Annotated in this window: 16 protein-coding genes; 11 read left to right on the top strand and 5 right to left on the bottom strand. The window is 41.7% G+C overall.

From position 1 onward, the window contains the following. Positions 1-134 precede the first annotated feature (134 nt). A complete protein-coding gene (gene pyrE, locus AB6D06_RS06765; RefSeq protein WP_017059267.1) occupies positions 135-776 on the top strand; it encodes an orotate phosphoribosyltransferase in 642 nt (213 codons plus the stop codon). 75 nt (positions 777-851) lie between these two features. Here the strand turns inward: pyrE and lpxL are convergent, their stop codons facing one another. The 3 genes from lpxL to coaBC form a co-directional block, all read right to left on the bottom strand. Next, positions 852-1,832 carry an LpxL/LpxP family Kdo(2)-lipid IV(A) lauroyl/palmitoleoyl acyltransferase gene (gene lpxL / locus AB6D06_RS06760; protein WP_017059266.1) on the bottom strand — a complete coding sequence of 327 codons (981 nt, stop codon included), beginning with the start codon at positions 1,830-1,832 and terminating at the stop codon, positions 852-854. A 39-nt stretch (positions 1,833-1,871) separates the two neighbouring features. Beyond that, on the bottom strand, positions 1,872-2,462 hold the full coding sequence (gene slmA / locus AB6D06_RS06755) for a nucleoid occlusion factor SlmA (protein WP_004741428.1): 591 nt from the start codon (positions 2,460-2,462) through the stop codon (positions 1,872-1,874). 139 nt (positions 2,463-2,601) lie between these two features. Beyond that, positions 2,602-3,843: a bifunctional phosphopantothenoylcysteine decarboxylase/phosphopantothenate--cysteine ligase CoaBC gene (gene coaBC, locus AB6D06_RS06750; protein WP_065584549.1), complete on the bottom strand. Its 1,242-nt coding sequence runs from the start codon at positions 3,841-3,843 to the stop codon at positions 2,602-2,604. Between the two features lie 223 nt (positions 3,844-4,066). Here coaBC and radC point away from each other — a divergent pair, with 223 nt between their 5' ends. The 9 genes from radC (at position 4,067) to AB6D06_RS06705 (ending at position 11,856) form a co-directional block, all read left to right on the top strand. Then, entirely contained in the window at positions 4,067-4,741 is a 675-nt protein-coding gene (radC, locus tag AB6D06_RS06745) for a DNA repair protein RadC (RefSeq protein ID WP_017071069.1), read from the top strand. 291 nt (positions 4,742-5,032) lie between these two features. Next, positions 5,033-5,269 (top strand): 50S ribosomal protein L28, encoded by a 237-nt coding sequence (gene rpmB, locus AB6D06_RS06740; protein WP_004728407.1) that lies wholly within the window; start codon positions 5,033-5,035, stop codon positions 5,267-5,269. 13 nt (positions 5,270-5,282) lie between these two features. Next, positions 5,283-5,450, top strand: a complete 168-nt coding sequence (gene rpmG, locus AB6D06_RS06735) for a 50S ribosomal protein L33 (protein ID WP_002535344.1) — start codon at positions 5,283-5,285, stop codon at positions 5,448-5,450. A gap of 203 nt (positions 5,451-5,653) precedes the next feature. After that, positions 5,654-6,178 (top strand): hypothetical protein, encoded by a 525-nt coding sequence (locus AB6D06_RS06730; RefSeq protein ID WP_372110047.1) that lies wholly within the window; start codon positions 5,654-5,656, stop codon positions 6,176-6,178. 2 nt (positions 6,179-6,180) lie between these two features. Next, a complete protein-coding gene (gene mutM, locus AB6D06_RS06725; protein WP_372110046.1) occupies positions 6,181-6,990 on the top strand; it encodes a bifunctional DNA-formamidopyrimidine glycosylase/DNA-(apurinic or apyrimidinic site) lyase in 810 nt (269 codons plus the stop codon). Between the two features lie 46 nt (positions 6,991-7,036). Next, positions 7,037-9,058 carry an LTA synthase family protein gene (locus AB6D06_RS06720; protein ID WP_017066305.1) on the top strand — a complete coding sequence of 674 codons (2,022 nt, stop codon included), beginning with the start codon at positions 7,037-7,039 and terminating at the stop codon, positions 9,056-9,058. Positions 9,059-9,091: 33 nt separating this feature from the next. Further along, positions 9,092-10,195, top strand: coding sequence for a hypothetical protein (locus AB6D06_RS06715; RefSeq protein WP_102463690.1), 1,104 nt, complete (start codon positions 9,092-9,094; stop codon positions 10,193-10,195). Between the two features lie 30 nt (positions 10,196-10,225). Next, on the top strand, positions 10,226-10,786 hold the full coding sequence (locus tag AB6D06_RS06710) for a YrbL family protein (protein WP_017066303.1): 561 nt from the start codon (positions 10,226-10,228) through the stop codon (positions 10,784-10,786). A gap of 20 nt (positions 10,787-10,806) precedes the next feature. Continuing rightward, positions 10,807-11,856 carry a glycosyltransferase family 9 protein gene (locus AB6D06_RS06705; protein WP_017066302.1) on the top strand — a complete coding sequence of 350 codons (1,050 nt, stop codon included), beginning with the start codon at positions 10,807-10,809 and terminating at the stop codon, positions 11,854-11,856. Here AB6D06_RS06705 and AB6D06_RS06700 read toward each other — a convergent pair whose 3' ends face one another. Together AB6D06_RS06700 and AB6D06_RS06695 are read right to left on the bottom strand one after the other, a co-directional pair. Beyond that, positions 11,857-12,651, bottom strand: coding sequence for a glycosyltransferase family 2 protein (locus tag AB6D06_RS06700; RefSeq protein WP_372110045.1), 795 nt, complete (start codon positions 12,649-12,651; stop codon positions 11,857-11,859). Positions 12,652-12,670: 19 nt separating this feature from the next. Then, positions 12,671-13,729: a glycosyltransferase family 9 protein gene (locus AB6D06_RS06695; protein WP_017066300.1), complete on the bottom strand. Its 1,059-nt coding sequence runs from the start codon at positions 13,727-13,729 to the stop codon at positions 12,671-12,673. 389 nt (positions 13,730-14,118) lie between these two features. Here AB6D06_RS06695 and AB6D06_RS06690 point away from each other — a divergent pair, with 389 nt between their 5' ends. Then, on the top strand, positions 14,119-15,309 hold the full coding sequence (locus AB6D06_RS06690; protein ID WP_102428040.1) for a UDP-N-acetylglucosamine 4,6-dehydratase: 1,191 nt from the start codon (positions 14,119-14,121) through the stop codon (positions 15,307-15,309). Positions 15,310-15,317 lie beyond the last annotated feature (8 nt).

Here is a 15,317-nt window from a genome sequence, read left to right as displayed (position 1 = left end):
GTCCCCTATGCTCATAGGGCTGAAAAACCTTGCTGCCTTGTTGTAGAGCTATCTATTTAGAAAATACATCATTGTTAGCTTCCTGAGCGATTGGAAGTTAGGAACTGGAAAGTAAATTAATTTAGAGGATGAGCATGAAAGCATATCAACGTGAATTTATTGAATTTGCACTAGAGAAAGAAGTACTTAAGTTTGGTGAGTTTACTTTAAAGTCTGGCCGTAAGAGCCCTTACTTCTTCAATGCTGGATTGTTTAATACAGGTCGTGACCTAGCGCGTTTAGGTCGCTTCTACGCAGCAGCATTGGCTGATTCTGGCATTGAGTTCGATGTACTATTTGGCCCTGCATACAAGGGTATCCCAATTGCAACGACGACAGCGGTTGCACTGGCAGATCACCACGATGTAGATACGCCTTACTGTTTTAACCGTAAAGAAGCGAAAAACCACGGTGAAGGTGGCAACCTTGTCGGTAGCGCGCTTGAAGGTCGCATCATGTTAGTGGACGACGTGATCACTGCAGGTACTGCGATTCGTGAGTCGATGGAAATCATCCAAGCAAATGGCGCTGATTTAGCGGGTGTGCTTGTTGCTATCGACCGTCAAGAGAAGGGCAAAGGCGAACTGTCTGCGATTCAAGAAGTTGAGCGTGACTTCGGTTGTGCGATTATCTCAATCGTTAGCCTGACTGACTTGGTGACTTTCCTTGAAGAGAAAGGCACCGACGCAGCGCATCTAGAGTCAGTAAAAGCGTACCGTGCTCAATACGGCATCTAATACAATTTGTTATAGCTATAGAATGCACAGGGGGCTGATGAATCATCAGCCCCTTTTCTTTTGGTTCAGTATTCATTATTTATAACGAATGCCGCGCTCCACTTCTGGGTCTTCCATGGTCTTAAAGCGCTTGTGCAGCCACATCCACTGTTCTGGTGCTCTTAAGATAATCTTCTCAAGGTAGCGGTTCATGTAGGCGGCAGCCGCTTTCTCATCTTTCTGTGGATAGTCATCTTCGATCGATTCATCGGCCATGATCTCATACTTGCCATCGGCATTTCTAAAACCAGAACCCGGAACAAGTGCGCATCGGCTCGTATAAGCCAGAATACTAGTGCCTGTTGTAGTACATGCATCTTCTACAGCGAAGAAAGGCACAAACACAGACTTGTTACGACCGTAATCATGATCCGGTAGGTAGAAAAGGATCTCACCCTGACGCAGGATTCGAATCATACGCTTCACGTCTTTACGGTGAATCAGGCGGTTGCCGTTTTGAGTACGACCACGGTATTGAATGAATTCATAAGCCGGATTGTTGTGCGGGCGATAAACACCTAAACCTGAAATACCGAGAACAGCCATTGCTCGCGCAGTGATCTCTAGGTTTAAGGCATGCACACAGCATAGAAGAACACCTTTACCGTTAGCTTTGTGCGTACGCAGTGTTTGGGTGTCTTTATCTACTAGGATGCGCTTGAAGCGCCACGTAGGCCAAAACCAAGTAATCCCGGTTTCGATAAGAGCCATACCTGTATTCTTGAAGTTCTCACTGACCATTGCCGCGACTTCATCTGCGGGCTTGTCTGGGAAGGCGAGCTCCAAGTTACGTGTTGCTACCGCGACACGCTTTTTACCATAGCGAGCACCCAAAGAGCCTAACGATCGGCCTAACAGCAGTAAGAGGCGATAAGGGAGAACGTTAACGATAAGCGCCAATAACCCAAAACCGAACCATACTCCCCAGTATTTAGGGTGGAGTAACGCCAGAGTAAAAGGTGGCTTAGTAATAACGTGTTGTGCAGTGCTGTTTGTCGGAGAAGTTTTCGTCGTCATAACCATCACTTAAGATTTGATTGCTACTTAATTTGATTGCTACTTAATCTGAGCGCTTAGCAGTGCCCAATAAGCATCAAAGTTTTCTGTTGGTTGATATTTGAAGTCTGAGCGAACAAATCGATTCAAGCTGCCTTCAACTTGACCGAGCAGTTGAGCGGCTAAGATTTTCTCATCAACCGGGAATGATTTCCCTTCACGAAGCTTTCTTTCACGCAGGATCTGGCGAAGTTGCGTCTCAATGCGTTCGAAAAGTTGGTTGATGCGATCACGCAGGCGTTCATTTTCAAACATTAGAGCATGACCAGATAAAATTCGAGTCAGGCCTGGGTTACGTTCTGAGAAAACTAAGATAAGTTGTAGCACTAGGCGTATGCGCTCTAGCGTGTCTTTCTCTTCATCCAGAATGCGGTTGATTCGAGACATCAACGCTTCTTCAATGAACTCGATCAGGCCTTCAAACATGCGGGCTTTGCTTGGGAAGTGGCGGTATAACGCAGCTTCAGAAACACCCACTTGCTTGGCCAACTTTACCGTTGTGATACGAGAAGCACCTTCGGTCGATTCCAACATTTGTGCGAGAGCTTGTAGGATTTCTTCACGACGGTTTGATTTTCGAGTACCAGCCATCTATTTACTTCCTTTCCTAAAGATGAGGATTGAGTGAAGAAGGATTATAAACACCATTCAATTCTGTTTCCTAGTTTTGTAAGCCCTAGGTCAACAGAATCGAGAGGTGTCAGCAGATTATCAGAGCAAATTTGTGCGTTTATACATTAATAAGCTGTTGGATCTGATCGAGGATCTGGAAACCAAGTGTGTCTTTGCTTTCCAGTGGCAGAGATTTATCGCCGCCTTTCCAATAAAGGTGCAGCTCATTGCTACTGCTATTGAAGCCTTGGCCTTCAACTGAGACGTCGTTGGCGCAGATCATATCGAGGTTCTTTCTTTCCAGTTTACCGCGTGCGTACTTCTCAACATCTTGAGTTTCTGCTGCGAAGCCGACAGTAAATGGGCGACCTTCGGTCATTGAAGCGACAGAAGCGACAATATCTGGGTTTTTAACCATTTGAATGGTCATGTCGTCTTTACCGTCGACCTTTTTAAGCTTTTGGTCTGCAATGGTCTCAGGGCGGTAATCGGCAACTGCGGCGCAGCTGATGAAAATATCGTGTTGAGAAGCGTTAGCAGTAACGGCATCAAACATCTGTTGTGCGCTGTCGACATCAATACGATTAACTTTATTTGGCGTTGCTAATGAAACAGGGCCGCTGATTAGAGTCACTGTTGCGCCTTGTTTCGCGGCTGCTTCAGCCAGTGCATAGCCCATCTTGCCCGAGCTGTGGTTGGTAATGTAACGCACCGGGTCAATCGCTTCACGAGTCGGGCCTGCAGTAATAAGCACAGAACGGCCAGCAAGTGGCTTAGGTTGGAAGAAGTCTTCACAGCGATGCACGAGCTGCATTGGCTCTAACATACGACCCATACCGACATCACCACACGCTTGCTCGCCAGCCGCTGGCCCCCAAACTTCACAACCACGACGTTTTAGTGTCGCAATGTTCTCTTGAGTCGCAGGGTGGCTGTACATTTGTTGGTTCATTGCCGGAGATACCGCAACTGGCGCATCGGTTGCTAAAACCAAAGTGGTCAGTAGGTCGTTACCCATGCCCGCTGTCATACGAGCAATCAGGTCTGCGGTTGCTGGCGCTAGTAATACCAAGTCAGCCCACTTTGCGAGCTCGATGTGCCCCATGGAAGCCTCAGCAGCAGGATCAAGCAAACTATCAGACACCGGCCTTCCAGAGACGGCTTGCATGGTGAGAGGAGTGATGAACTCCTTGGCTGCATTTGTCATCACGACTTGTACTTGCGCCCCACGCTCAATTAAGCGTCGAGTCAGTTCGGCACATTTATACGCAGCGATACCACCACTAATGCCAAGTAGGATTTTTTTCCCAGCTAGGCCTTGTAGGTCAGCGTTATCCAGTTGATTAACCAATGTTTGCATGATTCTGTTCCTTAATTTCTCTGCGACTTACGATATCAGAACAAAGGATAAGTGCCTAGAAGCAGAACTCGAACAGAGTTGACGCTCATCAAGTTGGTGTTATCAAACTTATCAATTACACGATTTTGTTAGTGTCTCGTTTCCTTTGATCTCTACCGAAGGATCTCCGATTACGATCTCATTAAGGTGATGGGTTGTGTTCATGACCAATGATTGTCTTTATATGCCAATAGATAAAATACCTGCCGAATCGATGCCGAGAGAAAAGTTGTTAAATAGAGGGCCTGATTCTTTGAGTGATGCTGAACTGCTCGCGATATTTCTGCGAACAGGGACACAAGGAATGAACGTGTTGGAACTTGCTGACAAGTTGATCAAAGACTTTGGCTCGCTCCGTCATCTTTTTTCAGCAACGCAGGAAGAATTTTGTGCCCATAAAGGGATGGGGCAGGCCAAGTATGTTCAATTACAGGCTGTGTTAGAGATGACACAGCGCTATCTAGCAGAGACGTTATCTCGCGGAGATGCACTCACTAGCCCTAGCCATACTAAGCTTTATCTTTCGAGCATGTTGCGTGATCGCCAGCGAGAAGCCTTCTATATATTGTTCCTCGATAACCAAAATAGGGTAATAAAGGACGAGGTGATGTTTGAAGGAACCATCGATGCCGCATCGGTTTACCCGCGGGAAGTGGTTAAACGGGCACTTCATCATAATGCGGCGGCATTAATCTTAGCTCATAACCATCCTTCAGGTGTTGCTGAGCCCAGCCAAGCGGATAGGCGGATTACACGCCGATTAACCGACGCATTAGCGCTGGTGGACATCCGAGTTCTCGACCATTTTGTCGTTGGAGATGGTGAAGTTGTCTCTTTTGCAGAGCGTGGATGGATTTGAATCACATTTTAGGTTGTTAGTTGCGTTAAATCTGCTATTATTCCGCCCACATTTTTAGACCTAAAATCAGCTCTGATTACTCAAGCAAGCTGCGCTGCACAAAAAAAGATCACGAAATCCGTAAAAAGGATCTGTTCGGGTCTTGAGCAATGCGTGTCAAGTTAGTATAATGCGCGACCTTTGATAGCCTTGTATGGATTTTCCATAACGGTTTTTACCTTCTATTTTAATTGATAGAGAGGTTCGGCCACCAAGGTTGATATCGAGCTGAAACGATTGGAGAAGACATTCATGTCCCGAGTATGCCAAGTAACTGGTAAGCGTCCAGTAACGGGTAACAACCGTTCACACGCACGCAATGCTACTAAGCGCCGTTTTCTGCCGAACCTACAAACTCATCGTTTCTGGGTAGAGAGCGAAAAACGTTTTGTTAAACTACGTCTAACTGCTAAAGGCATGCGTATCATTGATAAGAAAGGCATCGATGCTGTTCTTGTTGATATCCGTGCACGTGGCGAAAACGTTTAAGAGGAATTAAGCAATGGCTAAAGGCATTCGTGAGAAAATTCGTCTAGTATCTTCTGCAGGTACTGGTCACTTCTACACAACTGATAAGAACAAGCGTAACATGCCAGGCAAATTTGAGATCAAAAAGTTTGATCCAGTAGTTCGCCAACACGTTATGTACAAAGAAGCTAAAATCAAGTAATTGATGCTTTTTTTGCTCTTCTTCAGTAGAAGAAAGAATTGAAAAACCCAGTTTAATCGCTGGGTTTTTTTATATCTAAAATTTGAGCAACTCAATTGCTCTTGCTGACATAGCACCTGATAGATAGAAAACCGCGCAACATAGAAAGTATTGCCACTTTCACGATATACTGAATGTTCAATAGGTTAGATGAGCAGAATCAGATGAGATATCGTGGACGCCGGTGGAACAACATACTCATGTTCAGTGTGATCGCTTTTATTGGCGTGTTAAACCTTCCAACATTGATCAAAGCGTACCTTATCGAGCCTGAACCGCAGGTTGATAGCCCTTATCCTTATCTCCTGAACCCAACAGCAAAGCTTCAAGCGTTACACTTTGCTAAGTGGTCTGTCATTCAACAAGATAATCAATGGGTTTACCAGTTCGAAGATACTGACTTTCCTCAAGCCACCAATGCACAAGAGCTGTCACAACGTTGGAAAGAGCTTGTGGGCACGGAAGTCGACTCACAGACCTACACAGACCTTACGCCTCGGTTAAATACACCACACACCATCGAAGTATGGTATCAAGACCAAGAAGAGCCCCAGCGTATTACCTATTATCAATTGCCTAAGTTCTGGTTGTTAAAAAACTGGAATGATCAGTGGTTGGCGGTGTCTATTGAAGAGAGCTACCTGTTTCCAAGCTTTAACGCTAACCACTCCTCTAAATCGGACGACTAACTATGCCTGAATTACCCGAAGTTGAAGTAAGCCGTATGGGGATCTCGCCTCATTTAGTCGGTGAGACCATTAAAACCCTTACTTTTCGCACGCCTAAGCTGCGCTGGGATATTCCTCAAGAACTTAAGAAATTAGAAGGGCAGTTGATTCGATCAATCTCGCGTCGCGCAAAGTACCTATTGATTGAAACCGATATGGGCACAGCCATTGTTCACCTTGGTATGTCTGGTTCATTACGTGTTTTAGATGCCGATTTCCCTCCCGCAAAACACGATCACGTGGATCTTAAGCTCACCAATGGCAAGGTATTGCGTTACAACGATCCGCGCCGCTTTGGTGCGTGGTTATGGTCGGCGCCTGATGAAATACATACAGTATTACTGGGTTCTGGTCCTGAGCCACTAACTGACGACTTCAACGCAGATTACATTGCTGAGAAAGCAGAAAAGCGTAAAGTTGCCGTCAAACAGTTCATTATGGACAACAAAGTAGTGGTCGGTGTCGGGAATATCTACGCTAACGAAGCCTTGTTCTCTGCAAAAATCCACCCGTTACGATCGGCAAACAAAGTGACCAAAGCCGAATGGATCTTGTTAACCGATGAGATTAAACAAGTACTCGCAACGGCTATCAAGCAAGGTGGTACTACGCTGAAAGATTTTTCTCAGGCTGATGGTAAACCAGGCTACTTCGCACAAGAGCTGCAAGTGTATGGTAAAGCGGGCGAAAAGTGCCCTACTTGTGAAGCTCTTATTCAAGAGTTGAAAATAGGGCAGAGGAACACGTTTTTTTGTGAAGAGTGCCAAAAGTAAACAAAACTGAATAAAAATCTTGATTGCTGTGCACAAAAGCGGCTCAATGATATACTTTTTGCAGTATTTAACCGCTTCAGACATATTTGCTATGATAAATCGCCAGACAAACTATTATCACCTTCTTAAACTAATTGCCTCACTAGTTGTGATGGCAACATGCTTGCTTTCTATTTCACGTGGCATGTTTTTACACTTGATTGCAGATGATGTATTGCTCAAGCAACACAGTGACGATATTTTCCAAGCGTTCTTTGTTGGAGCAAGATATGATTTAAAAGTGACAGCAATAGGTTTTGCTCCCATCTTTTTAACTGGTTTGATTACCGCGCAATTTCAAAACGTTTTTGGTGTTTGGAGAAAGTGGGCACCATATTACTCATTAGTTATTTTCTTTTTAATAACCGCATTCTCGATCGGCAATTACTACTATTATGTGACGTACGGAAATTACATAGACCTTTTTGCATTCGGGATTTTCGATGATGATACCTCAGCTATTTTGGGAGATGCTTGGAGGAGTTATCCTATTGTCTGGTCTTTCTTAGGCTCTATAGCAATTGCTTGTTTTTTTATGTGGGTTCATAGAAAGCTTGACCATAAGCTAATTAGTGGTTCTTCTTCAAGAAAACCTAAAGTCTGGCAAACGACAGTAGTTGTTATCTCGGTTGTTGCTGTCTACTTTGTGGCAGCTAGAGGTTCGATTGGCTCATTACCTCTCAAACGGTACCATGCAAATGTTTCCCAATATAAAGCCCTTAATATTGTGACGCCCAATGCATTTATGGCTATTGATTGGGCTCGATCAGATTACAAGGGCCAATCAAAAATTGAGCCTGTTGATAAGAGCGAGCTAGAACAACAGATGCTACAAGTGCTTGGCCAAACAACACCACATTACCCGCTGCCTATCAATCACTATTTAGAGAAAAACCAACCACATGTTGTAATGGCATTGATGGAAAGTATGGGCACCAATGTTCTGTTAGAAGATGACCAAGGCAGAAACGATATGCTAGGAGCGCTTCGTCCTCATTTTGAAAATGATTTTGTATTTGAAAGGTTTGTATCTGGTGGTAGTGGCACACTTGAAAGCATCATGATGATGTTGTTTTATAGCCCGATCCCAACAATTGCTCATAACAATTATCAAAAAGTGGCTTTAGAAAGCTCTGCCGTTTTGCCATATAAAGAAGCTGGCTATGAAGTGATTTTTTTGACTGGGGGAAATGGGATGTGGCGAAACCTGTCGAATTACCTTCCGGTGCAGGGGTTCGATAAGGTGCTAGATGAAAATGATATCAAAAAGGCCATTCCAGATGCTGCTAGTCAAGCATCAACATGGGGAGTTCCTGATGAGTATACTTTTCAATATGCAGAAGAGTTGCTAAAGAATGCCACTCAGCCAACCATGCTGTATATCTTAACTGTGACAAATCACCCTCCGTATAAAGCGCCTTCTGGCTACAAGGCTAGCTCAATAACGGTTAGCGATAGGTTAGATGAGCTTATGGGGCCTTTAGCAAAAGATGCTGACGCCATGTTGAAGACTTACCAATATGCTAACGATTCGCTAGGTCGATTTATTAGCAGTATTAAGCACTCTTCATTAGGCCAAAAAACTTTGATAGCAGCAACTGGTGATCACCGCGCTCGTTCGATTGCGACAACACGGAAGGATGAAATTGCTGTATCGGAAGGCGTTCCCTTTTATATGTATGTCCCACCGAAAATTTTAGACCAAGTTGAATATAACTACGATCCCCAAAGAGTAGGTTCGCACAAAGATGTGTTTCCAACACTATACCATTACAGCTTGTCCGGTAGAGAGTATGTGTCTTTGGCTGGTAATAATATGCTGAACAGCTTAGATATAAATGAATTTGGTTACAATCAATCTCGAACTATTACTCCAAATGGTGTGTTTTTTAATGATGACCCCACTCTAGTGTACCCTTGGCGAGATGGAGCCCAGAATGAACTAAGTGGAAAAGAAAATACGGACTCTAATATTATTGGATATAAAGTTCTTTTAGATATGTATTTGAGAAGCTTAGTTGTTAAGTGATTAAGCGAGAAATAAAAATAGAGGGTTCACTTTATGCTACAAGAAAAACATTTGATTGTTGGATACAGCAGTCATATCTTTGTAAATTTGTATATAGACATGTTGATTAATAAGTGTGCCATTCATAAAAAGAATTTATATTTTTTGACATTGGACAATAATGTTATAAAAAATTCAATCATTGAAAGCAAATATTATAAAGAATTCTCTCTAGAAGAGATATCCTCGGCTAAAAGCATTACATTCATATCATTGAATAAAAATAATAGTTTTTTATTCAATGATATTTGTTCTTTCAATGAGACTTCTATCGAAAAAATATACGTACATTTAACCGAAGATGAATTAACTCGTTGGGTTAAAACTAAGAGTAAAAATGGTTTTTTGAAAGTAACGCCTCGTAATTATATGTCTGATGATTGTATAACAGTCTTGAAAAAAATAAGAAATTTCATAGCAGCAGAAAAAGCATTTAATCAAGATTTACAATACGTTTTAGAAAGGAGTGATTTTAACATTACGGATGCGCGAGATGCATTCTCTGTTATGCCGACTAAAGAATTAGAAAAATTTCAAGAGTTGTATAAATTAAAATCACAGGCGATAAATCCCGAGGAAAAAATATTAATAGGAGCTAAACGTGGGGTGTTTACACTTTCTGAAACTATTAGTATTTTAAATGATCTTGATAAAAAAGGTGCTTTGCTAGATTACAAGTACATGATATTTACTTACAATAAAAGGCGGAAATATAGAATTCTTCTGGATGTTTACTGTGCCTACTTAAGATTTTTCAAAAGGAAAAATATTGATATTAGTTTCCCAACAGTAACGAATGGTGTTACGTACAACGCCCTAGTTATGTCTTGCAACCATATAATATTGCAAGACAGAGGTAGTATGACAACAATAAAGGAGTATATAAGAATGGAGCGGGGTATAGTGCATGTGCGAGATAAATCACGAAATTATAGAGAGCTTACTGAAACTATTGGTGTACAAGTTGAAAGTTATCAAAACTTTTCAGAATTGGCTTCAAATATTGTAAATAGTAAGATAAATATCAAGGAAAACAGTCTACTTGTAGTCAATTTCTTTAATAAGAGTTTTGAACGTTTAAGAAAGGTTTACTCTTGATAAGTCTATTTTTAAGTTAAGATTTTTGTTATGAATATTGCGGAATTAAAATTATCTGATGCTCTAGAAATTGCACGAGGTTCTGAACGCGTGGTTTATGTTCATCCAGAAAACCCAAGTTTGTGCATAAAAATTCGATACCAAACTAAACGGTCAAGAAACGAAAGTGAACGTGAGTTCTCTTATATGCAATCACTAAAGAAAAGAATGGATATTTCAGATTTACCCTTTGCTTTACCTATAGAATGGGTGGACACTAACTTAGGCTGTGGCTTGGTGTGTCCATTAATAAAAGGCGAAGATGGAAAGATAGCTAAGAACTTAGCGAAAGATCGAACTCATCCTAAGCTTGAGTTACTAGTCGATGAATTCTGCCGAAAGCTTATATCAAAAAAAATATCTGTCATAGATCTTGTATCAGGTAATTTAGTTATTGCCTATTACCAAGGAAGAGAGCAGGTTGTGATGATTGACGGTTTTGGTTTTACTAATGACTTTCTTAAACTCCTCTACCACATATCACCTGCCATCACTCAAAGGCAAACTCAGCGCAGAGTTGCTTTGCTTAAAAAGAGATTTGGTTTCAATTAGTTTTAGTAAAGGGCGTAATTATGCAAAAAATTCTTGTAGTACGTAATGACAAAATTGGTGATTTCATGCTCGCATGGCCAAGCTTTGCAATGTTAAAGGTGTCCTTACCTAATACTCATATTACTGCATTGGTTCCTAAATATACTGTCGCGCTTGCGGAACTTTGCCCATGGATAGACTCAGTATTGCTCGATCCAACAGAGAACTCGAGTAAAGAAGAACAAAAAAAACTGTTAGAAAAAATAAAGACTGAAAAGTTTGATGTTTCAATTAACTTCTTTTCAACAGCATATAACGCCAAGTTAGTGTGGAAAGCTAAAATACCTTATCGTTTGGCACCTGCAACCAAGTTTACCCAAATCCTATACAACAAACGAATTGTTCAGCGTCGTTCTAAATCATTAAAATCAGAATATGAGTACAACTTAGACTTAGTTCGTTCTTTTCTAGATGATATTAATAAACCGATCGTAGAACCTAGTACCCCGTATTTAACTTTTTCTGAGAGTGAACTAATTACTCAAAAGAACAAGCTTGCTGAAATACTAGAGCTTGATAAAAATAGGTCATGGTTGTTTGTACATGCTGGAACTGGTGGATCAGCTAACAATTTATCACTTAACCAATACAGGGATCTTATTGCTGGCTTGGCGGCAAAGTTCGAAATAGTACTTACAGCTGGCCCTGGAGAAGAAGGTAAGGCACAAGAACTGAAAAATTTGTTAGCTAAAATAGACGTTGAAGCTCGTGTTTATGACAAAAATGACGGTTTGGTAGACTTTTCTCGCTCGCTAGCATGTGCTGATTTATTTACTGCAGGGTCAACAGGCCCATTACACATTGCTGCTGCTCTTGACGTACCTACAATTGGGTTCTTTCCGAGTAAAAGGTCAGCAACACCTTTACGTTGGCGTCCATTAAACTCAGTTGACACGCATATCGCCTTTTGTCCTCAAAATGCAAGCAGTAGAGGTGAACAAGATGATTTGACTCGCATAGATATTTCATACGTGCTTGAAACAATAGAGCCATGGATAAGCAATCTAAAGTCCTCAGTTAAAGGAATGTAACTAGATTTTATCTTGATCAGACTGAGATCGTGTATGGGTTCTCTCCCATAAATCGGCATATTTTACAAAGGTGGAATGTGCCGATAATAAAGAAATGAGTAAGCCTTGCTTACCATCTAAAAAGCCAGCTCTAAGGAAATACATCTTTATAAAACATCCAACAGAGTGAAAGAGACCTTGAGTTAAACTTGCTGTCTTACCTTGTTTTTCTCGTTGATCTGCCCAAGCTTTCGCATAGCCAGCTGATTTTAAAAGGTAATGATTCATATCATTATAGGTATAATGCACAAGGTCTCCTTGTAATATCTTCACTTGCACATCTTTTGTAACGTAAACCTTTTCGTGTACTAGAGCGTCATTATAGCCTGTTAAACGGGTGCGATATAAGCGCAAAACTTTATCTGGATACCAACCACAATGGCGTATGTATCGACCAAAACCCCAGCTTAATCGAGTCAATCCATATACAGTGTTTGAATTGTCAGAATTGACCGCCTCTAAAATACTCAGTTTTAGTTCAGGGGTAACTCGCTCATCTGCATCAAGCCAAAGGACGTAATCCGATTCGACATGCTGTTGTGCAAGTTGCCTTTGCATCCCAAATCCAGGCCAATCAAAATTAACAAAAAACTTGTCCGTAAAACTCCTAGCTATTTGCTCAGTACCGTCGGTGCTCCCTGAGTCTAGAATCACTATTTCGTCAACCCAATCACTGACTGTATCTAGGCATGCTTTTAGGTGTTGTGCTTCATTTTTTACGATAAGAGCTACCGCAATTGTTGGTTTACTTGCCATTTGAGTTCCTGAGCTAATCTTATCGCAATAGGTTTAATTCTTGGGTGACTTTATCAAACATTTTAATGACCGAATCAGAAGAGATTCTATTCATCGCATTTTTATCTTTTGCACGTGCTCGCCAGCTTAATTGGGTCAAATCTTTGCCTGTCTCCTCTAAAATGGCTTCCTCATAGGCTGAAACTACATAGTCTAGGTAACGGAATGGCCCGGTTCGATTGGGGTTGTGATGAGCATACAAACCGATAACCGGCGTTGCCATTGTATTTGCCATGTGAGTAGGACCTGTGTCAGGAGCGATGATTAAATCAGCCTTATCAATGAGAGCAAGCATCTCTTTTAATGAGCTTTTTCCAACAAGGTCAGTAACACTCTCGTTTAGACCACCTTGCACCTCTTGTGCTAGTTCAAGTTCTACTTTAGCGGGACTGCCTGCGAGAAGAACGTTCCAACCATGACCTAAAGCGTGATTAATTACATCTTGATAGCCACTGGCATTCCAGTTTTTATATGACTTGCTAGCAGCAGGTACTACGACCAAATTCGGCTTTTCATTAGAAATGTGCTTTGATGCCCACTCTAGGTCTGTTGAGGAGTAGTGAAGGCCCCATACCGGTTGCATGTTCGTTATACCTAAAGTTTTGCCAAAGGCTAGTAAGCCATCGAGCACGTGCATAGTATTTGGTGATGGCACTTTGATGTTAGTAAACAAGGTTTGAAAGTCTTGGCTCCTACTGCTATCAAACCCAAGTTTATAACGGGATTTGATGCCTAAGGTTGCTAAACTAGCGCGCAAAGCATATTGCATATGCAGTAAGGCGTCGAAGTGATAATTCCTGAGAGCTTTCCAAAGGTTTATATACGCTTTCCAGCCTCCACTCTTATCAAACGTAACAACTTTTATGCCTTCTAGCTCGGAGATTAACTTGCTCTCTAGATGACCTGTTACCCAGACGATTTCAGTCGATGGCCATTGTCTTTGAATTGCCTTGACGGCAGCGACCGTATTGCAAACATCACCGATAGCGGAAAGTCTTAAAATACAGAGCGAATTAGGTGGTTGGCGAAACAAAGTCATGTATTAGTTTTCAGTTAGCGAGGAAGTATGAATTATGCAGAGTTATAGTAAAAATGTAAAATTCAATAGCAACATGACCCAGTCTTTTATTGGGTTAAAAGTAGGTTTTGCTCTCAGATATACAAACACATAGGACAAACAATGTGGTTTCGTTATAATGATCTGTACTAGATTCTGCACTGCCTCCGCCTCAGATAGTTTGCGACTAGAACTGAGAATTAACACGATACTTTTTTCTTGCAGTATGGTGTTACTTGCGTTTACTAGAATTAGGAAAGGCGTCTAGTCTCGATTGTTTCACCAAGAGCTAAAGTGCTTGACAGACAGTGGATAGCAAAAGTCCACCTCATTTGAATTTCAAAAATAAAGAAAACAGAGAAACTCATCCAATGAATTCTATTTTACCCCTCATCGGTCGTACCGATGCTTTGTTTACTCAAGACATCGGTCAGCATGAAGCTGAGCTATCTCGTATTGTTTCTGAATCCCGCTTCCTTGTACTTGGTGGCGCAGGCTCCATTGGCCAAGCGGTTACTAAAGAGATCTTTAAACGCAACCCTAATAAATTGCATGTTGTTGATATCAGTGAAAATAACATGGTGGAGGTGGTTCGAGATATTCGTAGCTCTTTTGGTTACATCGATGGTGACTTTCAAACTTTTGCTCTTGATATCGGTTCGATTGAGTATGATGCGTTCATTAAGGCAGATGGCCAATACGATTACGTATTGAACTTATCGGCACTTAAGCATGTCCGTAGTGAAAAAGATCCGTACACGCTAATGCGAATGATCGATGTGAATGTGTTTAATACTGATAAAACTATTCAACAATCGATTGATGCTGGGGCGAAGAAATATTTCTGTGTCTCGACAGATAAAGCGGCAAATCCAGTCAATATGATGGGAGCATCAAAGCGTATTATGGAGATGTTCCTAATGCGTAAAAGTGAAGAGATGGCTATCTCGACAGCACGTTTTGCTAACGTGGCATTCTCTGATGGTTCCCTATTACACGGCTTTAACCAACGCCTATTGAAAAACCAACCTATCGTGGCGCCAAATGACATTAAACGCTACTTCGTCACGCCTCAAGAGTCTGGTGAGTTATGCTTAATGTCGTGTATTTTTGGTGAAAACAGAGACATCTTCTTCCCTAAACTTAGTGAAGCACTTCACTTAATCTCATTTGCAGATATTGCTGTGAAGTACCTTGAGCAACGCGGTTACGAACCTCATCTTTGTGAAAGCGAAGATGAAGCCCGTGAGTTGGCGAAAACACTTCCATCACAAGGCAAGTGGCCTTGTTTGTTTACGTCTAGTGACACTACTGGTGAGAAAGACTTTGAAGAGTTTTTTACCGATAAAGAAACACTCGATATGGAGCGTTTTGCAAACCTAGGCATTATTAAAAACGACCCTTTGTATCAGCAAGAGTTACTGAATTTATTTGAAAGTACAATTGGTCAAATGAAATCAGATCGAGAGTGGAGCAAAGAGCAAATCGTCGAGCTATTCTTTACTATGATTCCTGACTTTGGACACAAAGAAACAGGCAAATATCTAGACAGTAAAATGTAGGAGAGAAC

Source organism: Vibrio sp. 10N.239.311.G01 (genome assembly GCF_041465805.1).
In the GTDB taxonomy this organism is placed as follows: domain Bacteria; phylum Pseudomonadota; class Gammaproteobacteria; order Enterobacterales; family Vibrionaceae; genus Vibrio; species Vibrio crassostreae_C.
The sequence above is the reverse complement of the archived record's forward strand: the minus strand, read 5'-3'. Positions and strand labels throughout refer to the sequence as shown.

What these genes read in the sequence shown, in the direction of transcription:
- pyrE (WP_017059267.1), top strand. Translation starts at nt 135, where the DNA reads ATGAAAGCATATCAACGTGAATTTATTGAATTTGCACTAGAGAAAGAA.
- lpxL (WP_017059266.1), bottom strand. Translation starts at nt 1,832, where the DNA reads ATGACGACGAAAACTTCTCCGACAAACAGCACTGCACAACACGTTATT.
- slmA (WP_004741428.1), bottom strand. Translation starts at nt 2,462, where the DNA reads ATGGCTGGTACTCGAAAATCAAACCGTCGTGAAGAAATCCTACAAGCT.
- coaBC (WP_065584549.1), bottom strand. Translation starts at nt 3,843, where the DNA reads ATGCAAACATTGGTTAATCAACTGGATAACGCTGACCTACAAGGCCTA.
- radC (WP_017071069.1), top strand. Translation starts at nt 4,067, where the DNA reads ATGCCAATAGATAAAATACCTGCCGAATCGATGCCGAGAGAAAAGTTG.
- rpmB (WP_004728407.1), top strand. Translation starts at nt 5,033, where the DNA reads ATGTCCCGAGTATGCCAAGTAACTGGTAAGCGTCCAGTAACGGGTAAC.
- rpmG (WP_002535344.1), top strand. Translation starts at nt 5,283, where the DNA reads ATGGCTAAAGGCATTCGTGAGAAAATTCGTCTAGTATCTTCTGCAGGT.
- AB6D06_RS06730 (WP_372110047.1), top strand. Translation starts at nt 5,654, where the DNA reads ATGAGATATCGTGGACGCCGGTGGAACAACATACTCATGTTCAGTGTG.
- mutM (WP_372110046.1), top strand. Translation starts at nt 6,181, where the DNA reads ATGCCTGAATTACCCGAAGTTGAAGTAAGCCGTATGGGGATCTCGCCT.
- AB6D06_RS06720 (WP_017066305.1), top strand. Translation starts at nt 7,037, where the DNA reads ATGATATACTTTTTGCAGTATTTAACCGCTTCAGACATATTTGCTATG.
- AB6D06_RS06715 (WP_102463690.1), top strand. Translation starts at nt 9,092, where the DNA reads ATGCTACAAGAAAAACATTTGATTGTTGGATACAGCAGTCATATCTTT.
- AB6D06_RS06710 (WP_017066303.1), top strand. Translation starts at nt 10,226, where the DNA reads ATGAATATTGCGGAATTAAAATTATCTGATGCTCTAGAAATTGCACGA.
- AB6D06_RS06705 (WP_017066302.1), top strand. Translation starts at nt 10,807, where the DNA reads ATGCAAAAAATTCTTGTAGTACGTAATGACAAAATTGGTGATTTCATG.
- AB6D06_RS06700 (WP_372110045.1), bottom strand. Translation starts at nt 12,651, where the DNA reads ATGGCAAGTAAACCAACAATTGCGGTAGCTCTTATCGTAAAAAATGAA.
- AB6D06_RS06695 (WP_017066300.1), bottom strand. Translation starts at nt 13,729, where the DNA reads ATGACTTTGTTTCGCCAACCACCTAATTCGCTCTGTATTTTAAGACTT.
- AB6D06_RS06690 (WP_102428040.1), top strand. Translation starts at nt 14,119, where the DNA reads ATGAATTCTATTTTACCCCTCATCGGTCGTACCGATGCTTTGTTTACT.